The organism is Bradyrhizobium sp. Leo114, assembly GCF_055229415.2.
This window is the reverse complement of sequence record NZ_JBUYEN020000035.1, coordinates 45,352-63,530: the sequence shown is the minus strand read 5'-3', so window position 1 is coordinate 63,530 and position 18,179 is coordinate 45,352. Positions and strand designations below refer to the sequence as shown.

Annotated in this window: 18 protein-coding genes and 1 pseudogene; 11 read left to right on the top strand and 8 right to left on the bottom strand. The window is 63.2% G+C overall.

All coding sequences use genetic code 11. From position 1 onward, the window contains the following. The first annotated feature begins 78 nt into the window (after positions 1-78). From ACZIRK_RS32775 to ACZIRK_RS32760, 4 genes are all read left to right on the top strand, one after another. Positions 79-462, top strand: a complete 384-nt coding sequence (locus ACZIRK_RS32775; protein WP_130226267.1) for an MAPEG family protein — start codon at positions 79-81, stop codon at positions 460-462. A 9-nt stretch (positions 463-471) separates the two neighbouring features. Further along, the gene (locus ACZIRK_RS32770; RefSeq protein ID WP_130226266.1) at positions 472-1,773 is read left to right on the top strand and encodes an RsmB/NOP family class I SAM-dependent RNA methyltransferase; all 1,302 of its coding nucleotides are present in this window, start codon (positions 472-474) and stop codon (positions 1,771-1,773) included. A 189-nt stretch (positions 1,774-1,962) separates the two neighbouring features. Further along, complete coding sequence (gene guaA / locus ACZIRK_RS32765) at positions 1,963-3,561, top strand: glutamine-hydrolyzing GMP synthase (RefSeq protein ID WP_130226285.1); 1,599 nt, start codon at positions 1,963-1,965, stop codon at positions 3,559-3,561. Further along, the gene (locus ACZIRK_RS32760) at positions 3,561-4,829 is read left to right on the top strand and encodes an Hsp70 family protein (RefSeq protein ID WP_474418850.1); all 1,269 of its coding nucleotides are present in this window, start codon (positions 3,561-3,563) and stop codon (positions 4,827-4,829) included. The genes guaA and ACZIRK_RS32760 overlap by 1 nt, the downstream gene beginning before the upstream one ends. A 186-nt stretch (positions 4,830-5,015) precedes the next feature. Here ACZIRK_RS32760 and ACZIRK_RS32755 read toward each other — a convergent pair. The 3 genes and pseudogenes from ACZIRK_RS32755 to ACZIRK_RS32745 all read right to left on the bottom strand — a co-directional run. After that, a pseudogene (locus tag ACZIRK_RS32755) lies at positions 5,016-5,159 on the bottom strand (helix-turn-helix transcriptional regulator); the annotation flags it as partial. 125 nt (positions 5,160-5,284) lie between these two features. After that, entirely contained in the window at positions 5,285-6,190 is a 906-nt protein-coding gene (locus ACZIRK_RS32750) for an alpha/beta fold hydrolase (RefSeq protein ID WP_130224765.1), read from the bottom strand. Further along, the gene (locus tag ACZIRK_RS32745; RefSeq protein ID WP_130224767.1) at positions 6,187-6,609 is read right to left on the bottom strand and encodes a helix-turn-helix domain-containing protein; all 423 of its coding nucleotides are present in this window, start codon (positions 6,607-6,609) and stop codon (positions 6,187-6,189) included. Before ACZIRK_RS32745 ends, ACZIRK_RS32750 begins: the two co-directional genes overlap by 4 nt. Positions 6,610-6,675: 66 nt before the next feature. Between ACZIRK_RS32745 and ACZIRK_RS32740 the strand changes: the two genes are divergently transcribed. Further along, entirely contained in the window at positions 6,676-7,047 is a 372-nt protein-coding gene (locus tag ACZIRK_RS32740) for a GatB/YqeY domain-containing protein (RefSeq protein WP_130224769.1), read from the top strand. Positions 7,048-7,520: 473 nt separating this feature from the next. On the opposite strand, the gene ACZIRK_RS32735 is transcribed toward ACZIRK_RS32740, so the two are convergent. Together ACZIRK_RS32735 and ACZIRK_RS32730 are read right to left on the bottom strand one after the other, a co-directional pair. Next, the gene (locus ACZIRK_RS32735; RefSeq protein ID WP_130224771.1) at positions 7,521-8,120 is read right to left on the bottom strand and encodes an NADPH-dependent F420 reductase; all 600 of its coding nucleotides are present in this window, start codon (positions 8,118-8,120) and stop codon (positions 7,521-7,523) included. A gap of 16 nt (positions 8,121-8,136) precedes the next feature. Continuing rightward, entirely contained in the window at positions 8,137-8,871 is a 735-nt protein-coding gene (locus tag ACZIRK_RS32730; protein ID WP_130224773.1) for an SDR family NAD(P)-dependent oxidoreductase, read from the bottom strand. A gap of 288 nt (positions 8,872-9,159) precedes the next feature. On the opposite strand from ACZIRK_RS32730, the gene ACZIRK_RS32725 reads away from it, so the two are divergent. Beyond that, entirely contained in the window at positions 9,160-10,056 is an 897-nt protein-coding gene (locus ACZIRK_RS32725; RefSeq protein ID WP_130224775.1) for a LysR family transcriptional regulator, read from the top strand. A gap of 145 nt (positions 10,057-10,201) precedes the next feature. Here ACZIRK_RS32725 and ACZIRK_RS32720 read toward each other — a convergent pair whose 3' ends face one another. Beyond that, positions 10,202-10,975, bottom strand: a complete 774-nt coding sequence (locus ACZIRK_RS32720) for an AraC family transcriptional regulator (protein WP_130224777.1) — start codon at positions 10,973-10,975, stop codon at positions 10,202-10,204. Between the two features lie 76 nt (positions 10,976-11,051). On the opposite strand from ACZIRK_RS32720, the gene ACZIRK_RS32715 reads away from it, so the two are divergent. Continuing rightward, positions 11,052-11,987, top strand: coding sequence for a DMT family transporter (locus ACZIRK_RS32715; RefSeq protein WP_245474601.1), 936 nt, complete (start codon positions 11,052-11,054; stop codon positions 11,985-11,987). 198 nt (positions 11,988-12,185) lie between these two features. On the opposite strand, the gene ACZIRK_RS32710 is transcribed toward ACZIRK_RS32715, so the two are convergent. Next, on the bottom strand, positions 12,186-12,926 hold the full coding sequence (locus ACZIRK_RS32710; RefSeq protein ID WP_130224779.1) for an SDR family NAD(P)-dependent oxidoreductase: 741 nt from the start codon (positions 12,924-12,926) through the stop codon (positions 12,186-12,188). Between the two features lie 88 nt (positions 12,927-13,014). Here ACZIRK_RS32710 and ACZIRK_RS32705 point away from each other — a divergent pair, with 88 nt between their 5' ends. Continuing rightward, positions 13,015-13,674, top strand: a complete 660-nt coding sequence (locus ACZIRK_RS32705; protein WP_165435113.1) for a TetR/AcrR family transcriptional regulator — start codon at positions 13,015-13,017, stop codon at positions 13,672-13,674. 132 nt (positions 13,675-13,806) lie between these two features. Here the strand turns inward: ACZIRK_RS32705 and ACZIRK_RS32700 are convergent, their stop codons facing one another. Further along, entirely contained in the window at positions 13,807-14,781 is a 975-nt protein-coding gene (locus ACZIRK_RS32700) for a LysR family transcriptional regulator (RefSeq protein ID WP_130224783.1), read from the bottom strand. An 87-nt stretch (positions 14,782-14,868) separates the two neighbouring features. On the opposite strand from ACZIRK_RS32700, the gene ACZIRK_RS32695 reads away from it, so the two are divergent. Genes ACZIRK_RS32695 through ACZIRK_RS32685 form a run of 3 tightly spaced genes read left to right on the top strand, consistent with a single transcriptional unit; the run spans position 14,869 to position 17,502 of the window. Next, positions 14,869-15,702, top strand: coding sequence for a class I SAM-dependent methyltransferase (locus ACZIRK_RS32695; protein WP_130224785.1), 834 nt, complete (start codon positions 14,869-14,871; stop codon positions 15,700-15,702). Positions 15,703-15,710: 8 nt separating this feature from the next. Beyond that, entirely contained in the window at positions 15,711-16,235 is a 525-nt protein-coding gene (locus tag ACZIRK_RS32690) for a hypothetical protein (protein ID WP_130224787.1), read from the top strand. Continuing rightward, positions 16,225-17,502 (top strand): MFS transporter, encoded by a 1,278-nt coding sequence (locus ACZIRK_RS32685; protein WP_130224789.1) that lies wholly within the window; start codon positions 16,225-16,227, stop codon positions 17,500-17,502. The genes ACZIRK_RS32690 and ACZIRK_RS32685 overlap by 11 nt, the downstream gene beginning before the upstream one ends. Positions 17,503-18,179: the final 677 nt, after the last annotated feature.

The window sequence follows — 18,179 nt, the reverse complement described above, 5'->3', positions numbered from 1 at the left end:
GATGACGGTGTCACGTTGTCAGTAGCGCAAGCGTTCGCCATCAGCTATCGCTTGCGTTTTAAACGGGGTATGAATCCCATGTCGGTTCAAATGGTTCTGCTGCCGGTCTTCGTGCTGGTCGGCCTTACCTTCGCGCTTCTGTTCGGCATGATGCGAACGCGGCGCGGCGCGCCGGCCAGTAGCGAGCCAAACCGGGCAACGCAGCTTGCCGATTGCTACCGCGACCAGTTCGAATTGCCGGTCCTGTTCTATCTCCTGATCGCACTTGCGCTGCCGCTGCGCCGTGCCGATCTTGTCATCGTGCTGCTGGCCTGGGTGTTCGTGGTGACGCGCTTTGCCCATGCCGGCATCTTCGTCACATCAAGCGATTCCGCACCCCGCTCGACGGCCTGGCTCGCAAGCGCGCTGGTGCTGTTTGCGATGTGGCTCTATTTCGCCCTGAAACTCCTGCTCCTGATCTGAAAGTTCTTGATGACCCCCGCCGCGCGTCTGTCCGCCGCCATCGAATTGATCGACACCATCGACGCCGAGCGCGTGCCGGCGGCGAAAGCCTTGAAGGAGTGGGGCACCGCGCACCGCTACGCCGGCTCCGGCGACCGCGCCGCGATAAGCGGCCTGATCTGGGACGTGCTGCGCCGGCAATCCTCCAGCGCCTACCTGATGGATGACGACAGCGCCCGCGCGCGCGTGCTCGGCATGCTCAAGCTCGAGCGCAGCATGGACGTCGACGCCATCACCGCACTCTGCGACGGCGGCCGCTTCGCCCCAGCGCCGCTCACGGATAGCGAGCGCACCGCGCTCACCTCGCGCTCGCTGCAGGGCGCGCCAGCGCACATCGCCGGCGATTATCCGGAATGGCTCGATCCGTATCTGGCAAAAGTGTTCGGCGACGACCGCGTGGCGGAAGCGACCGCGATGGCAAGCCGCGCGCCGCTTGACCTGCGCGTCAACACGCTGAAGACGAGCCGCGACAAGATGCTGCCGCGGCTGAAGCATCTCGGCGCCAAGGAGACGCCGTGGTCGCCGCTTGGCCTGCGCATCGAGCTCGGCGCCGATGCCCGCAATGTCGGCATCCATGCCGAGGAGGATTTCGTCAAGGGCGGCATCGAGGTGCAGGACGAAGGCTCGCAGTTAGCGGCGCTGTTCTCTGCAGCAAAGCCCGGCGAGCAGGTGATCGATCTCTGCGCCGGCGCCGGCGGCAAGACCTTGGCGCTGGCGGCGATGATGCAGGGCAAGGGCCGGCTGATCGCGACCGACCGCGACAAGCGCCAGCTCGCGCCGATCCACGAGCGCCTGTCGCGCGCCGGCGTCCACAATTGCGAGGTCCGCACGCCCCGCGGCGACAGCGATCCGCTGTCAGACATCAAGGCCTCCGCCGATCTCGTCGTGATCGACGCGCCCTGCACCGGCACCGGCACCTGGCGCCGCAATCCGGATGCCAAATGGCGGATGCGCCCCGGCGCGCTGGAGGTGCGGCTGAAGGACCAGGCCGAGGTGCTCGCGCGCGCGGCGCCACTGGTGAAGGCGGGCGGGCGGATCGCCTACATCACCTGCTCGGTGCTGCCGGCCGAGAACGGCGAGCAGGTCCAGGCCTTCCTCGCCCGCCATGGCGAGTTCTCGATCGTCCCGCCCGAACAGACCGCCTCCGTCCTCTGGGACAAGGCCGAAGCCTTCGCCGGCGCGGCCCTGCCGTCCCCCGAGGGCTGGCTGATGACCCCCCGCCGCACCGGAACCGACGGCTTCTTCGTCTCAGTCCTCAAGCGGACGGGGTAGCCGCGTAGGGTGGGCAAAGCGCAGCGTGCCCACCTTTCTTGCACCGCCCGTGGATGGTGGGCACGCTTCGCTTTGCCCACCCTACGGCAGCCCCGATACCGGCAAAACACCGTGGATGGCCGTGATAGGCCCGGCCATGACGGCACGCGGAGGGTTGCGGCGCCGCCCCCCGTCGCGTATCTGCTGTCCATGACAGCCGCCAAGCCCGACCGCTCGCCGTCGACGCCATCAGTGGCCTCGGCGCATGACAAGATTCTGATTGTCGATTTCGGCAGTCAGGTGACGCAATTGATCGCCCGCCGCGTCCGCGAGGAGGGCGTCTATTCCGAGATCGTGCCGTTCCAGAAGGCCGAGGCCGCCTTCAACGAGATGAAGCCCAAGGCGGTGATCCTCTCCGGCGGCCCGGAATCGGTGCATGAGGAGGGCTCGCCGCGCGCGCCGCAGGCGATCTTCGATTCCGGTGTCCCCGTGCTCGGCATCTGCTACGGCCAGATGACCATGGCCGCTCAGCTCGGCGGCGAGGTCGAGGGCGGGCATCATCGCGAATTCGGCCGCGCCGATCTGGAAGTGAAGACCGCGAGCAAATTGTTCGACGACACCTGGTCGATGGGCGAGCGCCACCAGGTCTGGATGAGCCATGGCGACCGCATCACCAAAATGCCGCCGGGCTTCACCGTCGCCGGCATCTCGGCCAACGCGCCGTTCGCGGTGATCCAGGACGAGAAGCGGAAGTATTACGGCCTGATGTTCCACCCCGAGGTGGTGCACACGCCCGACGGCGCAAGGCTCCTGCGCAATTTCGTCCGCAAGGTCGCCGGCCTCACCGGCGACTGGACCATGCGCGCCTTCCGCGACGAGGCGATCGAGAAGATCCGCGCCCAGGTTGGCAAGGGCAGGGTGATCTGCGGCCTCTCCGGCGGCGTCGATTCCGCGGTCGCGGCTGTGTTGATCCATGAAGCGATCGGCGACCAGCTCACCTGCGTCTTCGTCGACCATGGCTTGCTCCGGCTGAACGAGGCCGAGACCGTCGTCGACCTGTTCCGTCATCACTACAACATCCCGCTGGTTCACGTTGATGCGTCAAAGCAATTCCTCGGCGAGCTCCAAGGGGTCACGGACCCCGAACAGAAGCGCAAGACCATCGGCCGCCTCTTCATCGACGTGTTCGAGGCGGAGGCGAAGAAGATCGGCGGCGCCGAATTCCTCGCGCAGGGCACGCTCTATCCTGATGTGATCGAAAGCGTCTCCTTCACCGGCGGCCCGTCGGTGACGATCAAGTCGCACCACAATGTCGGCGGCCTGCCCGAACGCATGAACATGAAGCTGGTCGAGCCGCTGCGCGAACTGTTCAAGGACGAAGTCCGCGTGCTCGGCCGCGAGCTTGGCCTGCCCGAAGCCTTCGTCGGCCGCCACCCATTCCCGGGCCCCGGCCTCGCCATCCGCTGCCCCGGCGATATCACGAAGGAAAAGCTCGACATCCTCCGCCAGGCGGACGCCGTCTACATCGACCAAATCCGCAAAGCCGGCCTCTACGATGCGATCTGGCAGGCCTTCGCGGTGCTGCTGCCGGTGAAGACGGTCGGCGTGATGGGCGACGGGCGTACGTACGAATACGTCGTGGGCCTGCGCGCGGTGACGTCGACCGACGGCATGACGGCGGACTTCTACCAGTTCGACATGAGCTTCCTCGGGGCGACGGCGACGCGCATCATCAACGAGGTGAAGGGCGTCAACCGCGTGGTGTATGACGTGACCAGCAAGCCCCCGGGAACGATTGAGTGGGAATAATTCACTCCCGCCCCGGAGCGGTTTGCGGTCTGGACTTTGGGACGTCGAACACTACGCTTGGCACAATCATCGGCGATGACCCGGTGTTGGCCACGCTTGAGGGCGATCACGTCACGATTCCAAGCGCAATCTTCTACAAAGCCGGCGCCGGCACCCATATCGGCCGTCGTGCCATCGAAGCTTATGTCGAGGGTGACGCCGGGCGACTGATGCGCAGCCTCAAATCGGTGCTCGGCACGACGCTGATCGACGAGACCACCCGCGTCGGCCGCGAGCGCGTCAGTTTCCGTGATGTCATCGCTTACTATATTGGCGCGGTGAAGCGGCGCGCCGAAGAGATCGTCGGACACCCGTTGCGTCACGTCGTGCATGGCCGCCCGGTCCATTTCATCGATGACAATCTGGCTGGCGATGCCAAGGCGGAAGCGACTTTGCGCGATATCGCCAAGCAAGTCGGATTTGATGACATCTCATTTCAGTTCGAGCCGATCGCAGCGGCGCTTGACTACGAACGTCAAATCGGGACCGAGGAAATCGCGCTGATCGCCGATATCGGCGGCGGAACGTCGGACTTTTCAATTGTTCGGTTGTCGCCGGAGCGGCATCGCCATGCCGAGCGCAAGGACGATATCCTGGCCAACGATGGCGTCCGCATCGGCGGCACCGATTTCGATCGGTATCTCAGCCTCGGTGTCGTGATGCCGTTGCTCGGCTATCGCTCGGCCATGAAGCGGGAGGATCTGGAAGTCCCGTCGAGCTATTTCCACGACCTCGCGACATGGTCGAGCATCAACCGCATGTATGACTCGAAAGTCATCAGCGAAATACGTCAGGTGCGTTATGAGGCGAAGCAGCCGGAATTGCTCGATCGTCTGGTGCGGGTGCTCGACGAGCAGCGCGGACACACGCTTGCGATGGATGTCGAAGGCGTCAAGATAGGGCTCTCGGAGACGCCGAAATCCAACATCGCGTTGGAGTGGATTGAGAAGGGCCTCGAAGCCGAGGTGCGACGCAAGGATCTGGTCGGTTACACCCAGCGTCTCGCCGACCGCATCGAGGCGCGGATCGACATTTGCCTGAAGCAGGCCGGCCTTGCTGGAGCGGACATCGACGCGGTGTTTCTGACCGGAGGGTCGGTTCAACTGGCCCATGTCCGCAAGGCAATCACGGCGAAACTGCCAGCGGCGCGGGCGATTGATGGAGATACGTTCGGGGCTGTCGGCAAGGGACTGACCATCGAGGCCGCACGGCGTTACGGGACGTCTTGACCTAAGGGGGCGCTCACGCCGGCGGCGAGCCAGGCCCGCCCGAAGGCTTCGTCGGCCGCCAGCCATTCCCAGGCCCGGCCTCGCCGTCCGCGAGGCGCGCACGCTTCTTGACAGGCGGCTGATGTGTCCGACTGAGCGTTGCAATCACCGCCGCAGGCGAAGCCGCTGCGGCGGCATGCTCGCGGTGCGGGGCGACAGGGCAAAGCGCCTCGGGAATTCGCCCCGCTGCTCCATCTCGTAGATCGTGCTGTCGGCGAGCGGAACCATCTCACGTAGCTGTTGACGACGGATAGTCCGCCGCAGGGGAACGTCAGATGATGTTGTTGCCATTCCATGCCTCCTATCGGTTTGCGGTCCCGAGGTACAAAGCGATAGGTGCGACGCCACCGAGGATGCGCAGGGCGCCGAATCGAAGAGCATCCCGATCACCGACGGCAGGTCGCGTCGGCTCGCCGTCATTCATCAGAAGCGGGGCATGACTTGGAATCGTGAGGATCGTGCCCTTGTAGGCTGCGGACGAGGAAATCGAACACTCGTTGCGATTGGTCTGGCAAGAAGTGATAACCCTCTTCAATGAAATAGACTTCGGCGTTGGGAACATGCCGCTCGAGCCGAAGGCGTGTGTCATAAGAATCGATAAGCGCGTCACGCCCGCCCACGATGGCGAGGAGCGGCATTGCGAGCGCCTCCAGTGCTGCATTGCTAAGCTGCGGAATCCTGACAGCGCGTGGTTTGATAGCCCGGCTGATACTCTCCATGAGAGGGGAAATCGCCTCAAGATCGATCGGTAGATGCTTCGGTGCTGGTCCGAACACCTTTTCAACAATCTTCCGCTTTCCCCAGGCTCCGAGCAGCAAATAGGGTGCGACAGCGAGGAGAAAGTTCTTCTGCCGTCCGATGCCTGCGGGGCAGATCAGCGCCAGCGCGGAAGCTCGTGACGGCCGCCGCATGGCATAGTCGAGCGCCAGCCAGCCGCCGAGTGATGTGCCCACCAGCGCTGCACGGGCAAGTCCAAGCCCGGTGAAGACATCGTCGAGCCAGATCGCGTAGGTGTCGCCGATGAGCGGCGGCCTCACCCGAGCGCTCAGTCCCGCCTCGCCGATCATATCGACCGCATAAAGCCGGAAGCGACTTGACCAGAGTGCGATGTCGGGCCGCCATGCGGCGCTGTTCGCCTGGGCGCCGTGGAGCAGGACCACGGGAGGCGCCGTCTCGGGACCGCAGGCGAGCACGAACGTCGCGCCTTGCGAAGTCGACAGTTCAATCTCCTGTTTTGGCACAGGCCAGTGGTCGAGCACGGCGCGGTATTCCCGCATGACCTCCACTGCACCGGCTTCGCTGCGAAAGACAGGATCTCTCATCGCGAAAGTCCCAGTTGCAGTTCGATAAGCTCGAGCAGCCTTGCTGAATCGGACGGAGCAGCGATGAGCACGATCTTCAGATCGCCGCTGGTCGGATCAAAGGCCGTGTTGAAATGTAGCGGTCTGGTTTCGGCGTCGCCTCCCAGCGCCGCGGCGCCGAGAAAGGTCGCCATGCGCTCGGCCGCTTCGGTAGTTAGGGCCGGAATCTCAACAATGACCGTCGCGCGGACATCGCGAGGAGGCCGGGTCCGCCCACTCGCCATACCGGCGAAAGCGTCAAGCTTGGCGCGGTCGATACGATAGGCCTTGCCAATCCGCGTGGCTTGGAGGCGACCTTCGCGGATGTACCGGAGGACGGTTTTGGGATGGACTTTCAGCTCTTCGGCGGCCTGTTCGACCGTCAAAAGCATGTTTGACATGAAAATAGACTCCACAATGTTCCCAAAAATTCTTATAGAAAGGAGCAATCGGGAGCAATAGGTTATATGAACGACGTTGTGACTGAGAACGCGGGCGAGGCGATGAAAGCCCAGCTTCGCCGCGACCTACGCGCCGCTATGAAGCGGGGCGACAAAGACGAGACTGCTGTGCTTCGGGAGCTAGTTGCGGCGCTCGACAACGCCGAAGCTGCGCCGCTTCGTCAGGAGCGTCCATCCGTCGATCGTCATTCCTTCAGCGACGGATCGGCTGAAGGTGTGCGTCGGGCGCTCACGCAGGAAGACGTGCACGCCGTGTTGCTGGGCGAGATGAAAGCGCGGGTGGAGTCCGCTGCCGAGTTCGCGCGATTGGGCGCAGAAGCGCGTTCCATCGCGCTCAACGCCGAGATCAGAATTCTGCGCCGCTATGTCCAACAATAGCGTCGCTACTTCTGGGGAGGACGATTGGCGCAGTGCTGACCATCGAGGCCGCACGGCGTTACGGGACGTCTTAACCTCAAGGGCTTTCACGCCGGCCGCTAGCTAGGCCCGCCCAAAGCCATCGTCGGCCGCACCCATTCGCAGGTCCGGGCCTCGCCGTCCGCTGTCCCGGCGACATCACACGCGAAAGCACATCAGGCCTCGATGAACATTGTCTTCCGCCCTCATGGCTTTGTTGAGTGTAGGGCGGATCAGTTTTCCGTCGCAGCTCCTAGGGTCGATTAGCCGAAGGCGTAATCCATCGCCCTTGGTCAAGCGGCGCTGCCGGAGTGGCGGGTTACGCTTTCGTTAACCCGCCCCAGGGTTGCTCAATGTCCAAGCGGGATGTCCCGGCGAGCTTCTAGATGTTATTCACTAGTCCGCCAAAGCCCGGCCGGCGGGGTAGGATTCGAACAGCTTCCATACGCCTTCGATTACTGCTCCTTCTTGAATAAATCCTGGAAGATGAGCTGGCCCCAAACGCGGCCGCGTGCGTGCACCAGCGCGCCACCCTCGTTGAGCTTTCCCAGCTTGACGGGTGCGAAGCCGAGTTGTTTGGCCAAAGCCATCACGGGAGCGATCGCGTCCTCGTCGTCACCAGACAGAAAGACGACCCTGTGCCCGCCCTCGACGATCGGATCGGCAGCCAGCGTGGCCGCAATCAGGTGATTGAAGCCTTTCACGAGCTTGGCGCCGGTGAATGCCTTCGCGACGAAGGCGGAGGACGGGAGACCGTCCAGCTCCTCGGGAGGAAGCAACGCGTTCATCGCGTCGATGATCGTCTTGCCTTTCCAGCTCGGCAGGGCCTTCGCAACCTCGCGATGCTCCCCGAACGGGACCGCCAAGATGATTGTGTCGGCCTCGAGTGCTTCCCGCAGCGACTTGGCGACGACCGTGGGGCCAATCGCGCGAGCCTGCGGCGCCAACGCCTCGGGCGGCCGGCGGCTCGCGACGGTCACGTCGAGGTTCTTGCGGGCGAATGCATGGGCGAGGGCCTGGCCTATCTTGCCGAACCCTATAATTGCGTAGCTCATAACGCTTCCCCAGTTTTCAGATGGCCGAGAAGCCGCCGTCGACAGACAATTCCAGCCCATTCACGAAGCTGGAATCGTCAGACGCAAGAAACAGCGCGGCCGCCGCAATTTCCTCAGGACGACCCATCTTTCCTCGCGGGATCAGAGATGCGAACATGCGTTTCGCCTCCTCGGTGAGAACTTGGTCCTGCATCGGTGTGGCGATCGGCCCAGGGTGCAGCACGTTCACCCGGATATTCCTGCCCTTCAGTTCGTTGAGCCATCCGCGCGCGAATGCGTGCAGCGCCGCCTTGCTCGCCGCATACACGCTGTAACCAGGAAAACCTTTGATCGAAGCAACGGACCCGGTCATGAAGATCGATCCGCCATCGTTGAACAGCGGCAACGCCTTTTGCACCGTAAACAGCGTGCCGCGCACATTCAGGCCGAAGGTCGAGTCGAAATGCTCCTCGGTAATCTCGCCCAGTGGGACTGCTTCGCCCGTGCCGGCGCTCGCGTACAGGACGTCAATCTTGCCCTTTTCCCGTTTGACTGTGTCGAACAGGCGGTCGAGGTCGTCGAGATTGGCCGCGTCGCCGCGCACGCTGGTCACGTTCCGGCCAATCAGCCTGACGGCCTCGTTGAGCGCCTCCTGCCTCCGGCCCGTGATGAAAACATAGGCGCCTTCTTCAACGAACCGCTTGGCACTCGCCAGCGCCATGCCGCTCGATCCACCCGTGATGACTGCAACCTTACCCTCAAGCTTTCCCATGACTTTCCTTCACACTCCGTCTTTGGCTGATCGGGGAGGTTCCCCGAGAACTCCGAAATGGGTCTGCCGGTGTCAGGTGTTGAGTGCGGAAGCGCGCACATCGGTGGTGCGAAATCGCTCCGACTGGACGACTGACGCCAGCCGCGATCGGTGCGCGCCGTTCGGAATTGGCCGTGCTCGTCGGCATAGGCAGTGATCCCCCGACCGTGCTACCCCACGTTCGAGAGGATGTTCGATGGTGTTGGGCACGGACTTTCGAAGGCAAACCCCGCGGTGCAGGATTGCACCATGATCGACTGGGATGACGTTCGCTACTTTCTGGCCGTCGCGCGCGAAGGCTCGGTGCGGGCCGCCGCCGAGCGCCTCGGGGTGAACCACTCGACCGTGCTGCGACGCATCGCCCAGCTCGAGGAACACCTCGGGGCGCACATGTTCGAGAAGCTGCCTTCGGGCTATCGCCTGACGGCTGCTGGCGAGGAAGTCGTCGAGCTCGCGCACCAGATGGAAGCGTCGTCGCACTTGCTGGAGACGCGCGTCTTCGGACGCGACCAGAGCGCGATCGGGCTTCTGCGGGTGACGCTGCCGCCGTTCCTCGCGGCACACCTGCTCATGCCGGACTTCGCCGATTTCGCGCGCATGCATCCGGACATCGAGATGGAAATCCTGTCGTCCGGCGAGCCGGCCAATCTGACCAACCGAGAGGCCGATGTCGCGATCCGCATCGTCTCCGACCGCAAGACCCTGCCGCTCAATCTTCACGGTCTGATGGGACCGGAGCTGTTCGGCGGCGTCTACATGTCTCGCGATCGACTAGCCGCGTGGCGTGCGGGCGCGTCTGATCCCATCCGGTGGATCGTCATAAACAATCATGGACTCCCGGACTGGGCCCGCGAGGGAGAGGTTCGTACCACGGGGGTTCCGTTCAGGACCCCAGACGCCGAGGCGCAGATCGTTGCAGCACAGCAAGGGGTCGGGATGACGAAACTGCCGTGCTTCGTCGGAGATGCCGACCCCCTATTGGTGAGGGTGCCGGGCACTGACCTGCACATGTACGGAACGCTCTGGCTTCTCACCCAGGGGGAGACACGTAAGACGAAGCGCGTGCGGCTCTTCACTGAGTTCGTGTCCCGCAGGCTCGCCGCGTACGCCCCGCTTCTCGCGGGGCTGTCCGTATCGCGCGACTGACGCGCGGCCACGGATATTCTGGAAATATTGATTTCGCGCCACACAAACGATCTCGACGGAGTGCGATCCATAATCAACAAGACCGGCCTTGCGCTTGCGCCGCGGCGGAAAGCGTAATCCGCCGTTCCTCGCAGACGCGCGTCGTTCAGCAATAGAACTCGGATGGCGGTTTTCCAAAATGCCGCCGGAACATCGCGGTGAATGCGCTCTGGCTGGCATAGCCGCAATCGAATGCGACATCGATGACCCGCTCGCCATTTGCCAGCTTGCGGAGGGCAAAAAGAAGCCGCGCCTGTTCGCGCCATTGCGCAAATGTCATGCCGGTTTCTTTGACGAACAATCGATGTACGGTCTTGGCCGTCACATTCAATCGCGCTGCCCACTGTTCCGCGGTCGAGATGTCGGATGGTTGATCAATCATTGCTTCGCAGATGAACTTGATGCGGGCATCGCCCGGCAGAGGCAGATGCAGTGGCAACACGTCCGACACCGTGACCTCGTCGGCGAGCAGGCGCATCAGGCGTTCGTCCCGGCCGCCGTCCTGGTAGTCTGGCGGAATGCAAACCGCCGCAACGATGAGTTCGCGCAACAACGGTAACACGTCGATCACGCAGCTCTTCGTCGGCATATGTCGGATTGCCGTCGCATCGATGAAGACAGTGCGGATTTTGACGGCGCCCGACATCTTCACGTCATGCTCCAGCCCTGCGGGTAGCCAAAGCGCCCGGTTCGGCGGAACGACCCACGTTCCCTCCGCCGAGCGCACGATCATCACACCTTCGATCGCATAAAGCAGTTGCCCCTTGGGATGCGAATGCCATCCCGTCGAGGCGCCATCCGGATAGTTGACGTCCATCGCAGCCATGGCGCGGCGGGTGTCGTGAAAATCCAGATGTTTGCGGGTTGGATCGCTCTGCATGTCCCATTCTCTACAGCCACGTTCACTCTAGAGCGATACGGACAGTGGTGAAAGGTCGTAAGCGCGGGCTTCAACAATGAGCGCGTCATCGGCCATGAAGAACAAGTTCGCCTTTCTGTATCCCTTCTCCGCCATCGTCCTCTGGTCCGGAAACGTGATCGTTTCCAGGATGTCTGCCCACACGATCGGCCCGGAGGCGATCACATTCTATCGTCTGTTGCTTGCGGTGCTTTTGATGAGCACGTTCGTTGCAGGGGGAGCGTGGCGAGATCGCGCGGTGATCTGGCCTCATCTTGGTCAATTCGCCATTCTTGGCTTTCTGGCCATGTGCCTGTTCCAAAGCCTGTCCTACCTCGCGGCGGAAAGCACCACGGCAACCAACATGGCCGTGTTCACCGCGCTGACGCCGCTGCTCACCGTGGCATTGAGTGCGCTTCTGCTGAAGGACGCGCCGACCATCGGGATGGTCGGCGGCGGAATCCTGTCGCTTCTCGGGCTCGTCTATCTGGTCAGTGCGGGCGATCCGGCATCGCTCGCGCAGAGCGGCGTCCACCTCGGCGACCCCCTTATGTTTCTGGCGGCGCTGGTCTATGCGCTCTACGGCGTGCTGTTGAAGCGTTGGAGCCTTCCGGTCGCCGGGTGGCAATCGACCTACACGCAGGCGCTTTGCGCCTTGGCGATCATGTTCCCGGCCTTCCTGGCGACGCCCGCGCCGATGCGATCGCTGAACGCCGACACGCTGCCGCTGATCGCGTATGCAGGTGGACTGGCTTCAGTCGTTCTTCCGTTCTTGTGGGTCCGCGGCGTTCACATCCTTGGGCCGAACCGCTGCGCGGTCTTCATGAATCTGCTGCCGGTCCTCACCGCGCTCGGAGCCATCGTTCTGCTTGGAGAGCCGGTGCATGCTTATCACGTGATCGGCGGCGGCGCTGCTCTCGCCGGTGTAGCCTGCGCTGAGATCTTCCGCCGTCCCTTACGTGGCGCGCCTGCTGCGATGCTGCGCGAGCAATGAGGAGGTGGGCGCAGCGGGTGCGACACAACAACCCGACGCCTAACAGGTGAAAAGTGGACACCGGTTTTCCCTCGCGACAAACGCGAAGCGTTTGCGCAGGACGATCATGCTCAAACAAAGAGCTAGAGCCTGATGACTTTTCTTCGAATCGTCATCCCGCTCTAGTCTGCGCCTTTGTTGCAATCAGTTTGCGGGCCTTCAGGCCAACATCCCACCATCGACGTTCACGATGGTCCCGGTGATCTGGCGGGCGGCGGGACTTGCGAGGAAGGCGACGGTGGCGGCGATATCCGCAGGCGCGCCATATCGGCCCAACGGGATGAGGTTGCGCTGGAAGTCCGAGAACTCACCGTCCGCGGGATTCATGTCGGTGTCGGTTGAGCCCGGCTGGACCAGATTAGCCGTGATGTCGCGTGGCCCAAGCTCGTGCGCCAGACCGCGGGTGAAGGACTGCAGCGCGGACTTGGTCATGAAATAGACCGTACCGGTCGCCCCGACGATGCGCTCCGCGCCGGCGGAACCGATGGTGATCACGCGGCCGCCTGCGCCAAGGTGGGGGAGGGCCGCTTGCGTGACGAGTACGGGACCGCGGACGTTGACTGCGAGAAGCGCGTCGATGTCGTCCACCTTGAAGTCGGCGATCGTATCGTAGAGCGCGATGGCGGCGTTGTTGACGAGAATGTCCAGCCCCCCCAACGCTCCGACGGCCTCATCGACGGACCGCCTGATGGCCATCGGATCGGCGCTGTCGGCCTGGATGGCCACGGCACGGCGGCCATGCCGCTCGATCGACGTCACCACCGCTTGGGCACGCTCGGAAGCGTGCCGAAAGGTCAGCGCGACGTCCGCACCGTGTTCAGCGAGCGCGAGCGCGATGGCCGCCCCGATCCCCCGAGAGCCACCGGTCACAAGCGCCCGTTTTCCGGCCAAATTGATCATCGTTCGTCCTTTTATGTAGTGATCATTGCATAATTCATACTTCCTAGAATCGTTGCGCAGGGGCGTCAACATGTTTATGTAGTGATCGATGCAAAAAAAGGATCAGAGCTCATCGGAATGCGCGCGCCGTGGACGTGGTCGGCCGCGCGCGTTTGACCGCGAAGCCGCTCTGGCGCAGGCAATGAAGCTGTTCTGGATCAAGGGCTACGAGGCGACCTCGGTTGCAGACCTGACGGAGGCGATGGGCGTCGGTTCGACCAGTCTCTATGCAGCCTTCGGCTCGAAGGATGAGCTGTATGCCGAAGCGCTCCGGTTCTACTCCGCGACCTATGAGCACTTGGTCCTGGGGCGGTTTCGCAAGGCCGCCACGGCGCGCGACGCGGCGCTGGCGTACCTGCGCGACTCCGCGGCTGCAATGACGGGATCGGATTGCGACCTGCCCCACGGATGCATGGTCACGCTGGCGACGGTTGGAAGCGATGGCCACACCGAACTGGGCGACCTGATGCGCACGGCACGGGGCGGCGCGTTTGATGTGCTCATGGCCCGTTTGGAAAAGGGCGTCGCAGAAGGGGAGCTGCCAAAATCTCTCGATGTCGCCAAGCTCGCGAGGTTTCTGCAAACTGTGCAGAGCGGGATGGCGATCCGAGCCCGTGACGGCGCCGACAGAGCCGAACTCCAGGCTGTAGCCGAGATTGCCATGGCTGGGTGGGACGGTATCGTCTCCAGCGAGCGTCGGGCGGATTAGTTTTCCGCCTCAGCTCGAAGAGCTGAGGCGGAAAGCGTAATCAGCCACTCCTCGCACCAACTATGGTGGGTAATCCGGTTGATGCTTATAATCGCGGTCTATCTTGACCGCCTGCGCATTGTTGCCCTCAAGTCAAGTAGTGTTTGCGCCGCGAATCTTGCGAACCTTCCTGGCAATTGTACCGACGCGCGACGCATCAGCGCTCTCGTTCTTCACGTGCTCGATGAAGGCACGCAGTTTGGGCAGGACCTGACGTTTCCCTGGATAGTACAGAAAGACCCCCGGTGCGGTGACGGAGAAGGGCGTCAGTAGTGCTTGCAATTGGCCTTCAGCTATCGGCGCTTTGGCAAGCGGACCGGGCAGTTGCGCGAGTCCCAAACCTTTTATCGCCGCTCCAAGGAGTGTGGGGTAGTCGTGCGCAATCAGCGGCCCCGAGACGATCGCCTCCACCGTCCTGTTGCCGTCAACAAAGGGCCAGGGCGCAATCGACCCGTTTGTACGGCGCATGCGCAGGCAGGCGTGGTCTCGCAGATCGTCGATGCGCTCCGGCCGTTTTCGTCGCTGCAGATATTCGGGGCTGCCAACGACCACGAGCGGGAACGGCGGCGTCAGCCGTACCGCGACCATGTCGGCGGCGATGAACTGGCCCAGCCGGATGCCTGCATCAAATCCTTCGGCCGCAAGGTCGACCAGCTCCCCGCTTGCGACGATTTCCACTTCGACTTCGGGATAGGTCCGGCAGAAGGATGCGATCAGCCGCTCCAGCAAAATCGGCACCACCGCGCGCGGCACTGAGAGGCGCAATAGTCCGGCCGGGCGCTGCCCCAGCTCACGTGCGACCTCGCTTGCGGCAACGAGCTCCGCGAAGGCGGGCTTCGCGCGCGAAATGAATCGCTCGCCGGCTTCTGTCAGACCGACGCTGCGCGTGGTGCGGACGAAGAGCGCCGCACCGACTCGCGCCTCCAACGCTTGTACGGCTTGGCTGATCGCCGATGGAGTTACCCCGAGTTCCGCGGCCGCTTTACGGAAGTTGCGGTGCTGCGCAACGCTCAGGAACGCCTCCACGCCGTCGAGCGCGCCGTGCCTGACTGTGAAGTTCTGCTTCATGGCTCATCGACATTATCGCGGATAGTCGCGCGCCGGAAGCGGTCTTACTTATCCGGTGCGAACCTGATGCTTTAGGGGAGCCTTGCGATGACCGATATCCTGGACGGCGTGCGCGATCACTATCGCGCGACCGGCTTGACCGAGCGGCTGAAGACGGCGCTCACGGCCTTCGGGCCGGAGAAACAGCGGCTCATGCCGCAGCAGCTAGCCGCGCTTGACCAGTTTCACACCCGCGGACTCGCCGCGACCGCCGAGCTTGCCAAGTTGGCTGGAATGAGCGCCGACATGTCGGTTCTTGACGTCGGTTCGGGCGTCGGCGGGCCGGCGCGCTTTTTGGCTGCGACCTATGGCTGCCGGGTGACGGGCGTCGACCTCAGCGAGCCATTCGTGGATGCCGCGCGCTATCTGACCGAGCGAACGGGGCAGAGCGGTCAGGTGTCGTTTGAGGCCGCCAGCGCGCTGGACCTTCCGTTCGAGGACGGCCGTTTCGACGTCGTGTTGCTGCAGCATGTGGCAATGAACATTTCCGACCGGACGCGGCTCTATCGCGAGATCCGGCGCGTAGTGAAGTCGGACGGCAGGTTTGCAATCTACGATGTCGTGCTGAACGGCGGCGAGCCGCACTATCCCGTTCCTTGGGCACGAACGCCGGCCACAAGCTTTCTTCTGACCGCCGCCGCGACGCGCGAGGCGATCGAGCCGGCCGGTTTCCACACACTGGAATGGCACGATGACACCGAGGCCGCCAAAGCCTGGATCGCTGAGTTGCGTGCGTCGGGCCCGCCGCCTTCGCCAAATCTCGGCGTGGTGATGGGGCCGAACTTCGCGCAGCTTGCAGCCAACCTGGGACAAAGTCTCATGGAGGGCCGGGTCGGCATCCTGAGCGCAGTGTTCGAGGCTGCACCGGTCAACACCCGATAGGAGGCCAAATGTCTACGGCAACCGTTTTCCAGATACATCTTGTTATGGGTTATGTCCCGTGGCTGCTTTGCTTCGGCGCGTATGTGTGGCCGAGGCTGAAGGCAATGGACCAGGTCGAGGCGCAGCGGGCCATCGCTACGTTGCACAGCTTCCGCTTCTTCGGGCTCGTCTTCATCGTTCCTGGCGTCGTCGGCCCCAATCTGCCGGCTGGCTTCGCCAGCTTCGCTGCCTACGGTGACTTCGCAACCGGGGTGCTGGCAATCATGGCGCTTGTCACGGTCAACATACGTCCGCTCTTTTGGCTGTTCGTCGTCGCCTTCAATCTCGTCGGTGCGGCCGACATCATTGTCGACTACTACCACGGCATCGAGGTTGGCCTTGCCGCGCTGGCGGGGGAGTTGGGCGCCACTTACGCGATCCCGATCATCTACGTGCCTGCGCTGATGATCACGCACGTCGCCGCATTCTATTTGCTGGCACGTCCGCAGGCCCAGCCGGCTCGCACTCTCTCCGGCTGGTCCAATGCGCGCTAGCGAGCGCAACCGCGCCTGGATCGTGGTGGTGCTGCTCTTCATGTTCATGGTGATCAATTTTGCCGACAAAGCGGTGATCGGGATCGCCGCGGTACCAATCATGCAGGAGCTGCAACTCGGCCCGCGCCAGTTCGGGTTGGTCGGTTCCAGTTTCTTCTTGCTGTTCGCGGTCTCGTCGGTCGCGACCGGCTTTCTGGTCAACCGGGTGCAGACGCGCTGGGTGCTGCTGGCGATGGGCTTCATCTGGGCGCTGACCCAGTTTTCGATGATCGGCGCGGTCGGGTTCGAAACGCTGGTGGCCTGTCGCATCGCGCTCGGGATCGGCGAAGGTCCCGCGACACCGGTGGCGCTGCATTCCGCCTACAAATGGTTTCCCAACGAACTGCGTACACTTCCGACTGCCGTCATTGTGCAAGGCGGGGCGATCGGCGTCCTGGTGGCACTGCCGCTGCTTAACTGGATCATTGTTCGTTGGACCTGGCATTGGGCCTTCGGCTCACTCGGCCTGGTCGGCCTCGTTTGGTGCGCATTGTGGTTTGTCTTCGGCCGCGAAGGGGCGTTGGACACCGGGAGCGCAAAGGATGCAGCGCAATCGTCCCTGCGGGTCGGCTACGTGCAGTTCCTGCTGAGCCCAACGATCTTGGCGTGCTGGGCGGCGTCGTTCGGGGCCAACTGGGCCCTGTCGCTGGCGCTCTCGTGGCAAGGCGCGTACCTGGTGAAGGGTCTTGGCCTTGCGCAAAGCTCGATCGGATTCCTGGGAGCGCTGCCTGCCGGCGGCAGCGCGGTCGCGATGCTTGGGACCGGCTGGTACTCGCAACGCCTGCTGTCACGCGGCGTATCGAGCAGAGTGGCGCGCGGCATCCTCGGCGGGTTGGGCGTCGTGCTTGGCGGCGCTGCGCTGGTGATGCTGCCGTACGTTCCGGGCATCCCCGTTAAAATTGCACTGACAACGCTCGCGGTGGCGCTGCCTTCGGCGATCTATGTCATCGGCAATGCCGTCGTCGGTGAAATCACTCCGGCGGCGCAGCGCGGCGCGCTGCTCGCGATAGGCGCCGCAGTCGCGAGCTCAGCCGGCCTGCTCGCACCCTATATCATGGGCAGTGTCATCGAGAGCGCCACGACACCGCTCGACGGGTTCAACACCGGTTTCTTCATGTGCGGGGTCATTATGCTGGTAGGTGGCGCCATCGCGATCGCGTTCGTAAATCCCGAGCGCGAGGCAAAATGGAGTTCGAGGCGGATCCAGCCGCTTACCGCGTCTACTTGAGAGGCGGACGATAGCGAGCGAAGAGCGGATTGGCTTTCCGGCGCAGCTCAAAGAGCGAAAGCAGAAAGCGTAATTCGCCATTCGCTTCACAACGACCGCCGGCATCCCGAAGGTCCGAAGGACGAGCTCGCAATGACGATGCGGCCGCGTTAGGTGCGACATAACAACCCGACGGGCAAATCAGCCAGAAGTCTGTCCAGACTATCAGCGAAAAATATTCCGCTTTCGCCGTCGGGCAAATCAGTGATTTAACTCCGCGCGTCTCACGGCGGATGAGGGGCGGCTCGCGATCGTCATGAACGTTGCGGTGGGATGCGGTGGACGCGGGTGTCGCGACTGACGAGCGTGACATCAGCGGACGGCGAAGTCGTGTGGTCCTGGCGCCCCGACGCTGGCGCTAAGTTCTGTGGATCAAGTATCCGCAGAGCGACGGTGGCAAAAGAGCCCGGTCACCGGGGAGAGCACGAAGTAAGCCGTAAACCATCGCGCAGGGAAAGCCGGAATGCTTCGGTTGAACCTGTGGTCCTACCCCCGTGCTTTCTGTTGCACGGGACCCACGGGTGCAGCCGGCACCCGGCTTTCCCTGCGCCCTCTGCTATCGAGGAGGGTGGAAAGTGACGCAAAGCTCGGACGCAACGCGCCGCGAGAATGCGAACTCGTATCCTCTTTCAACCGTC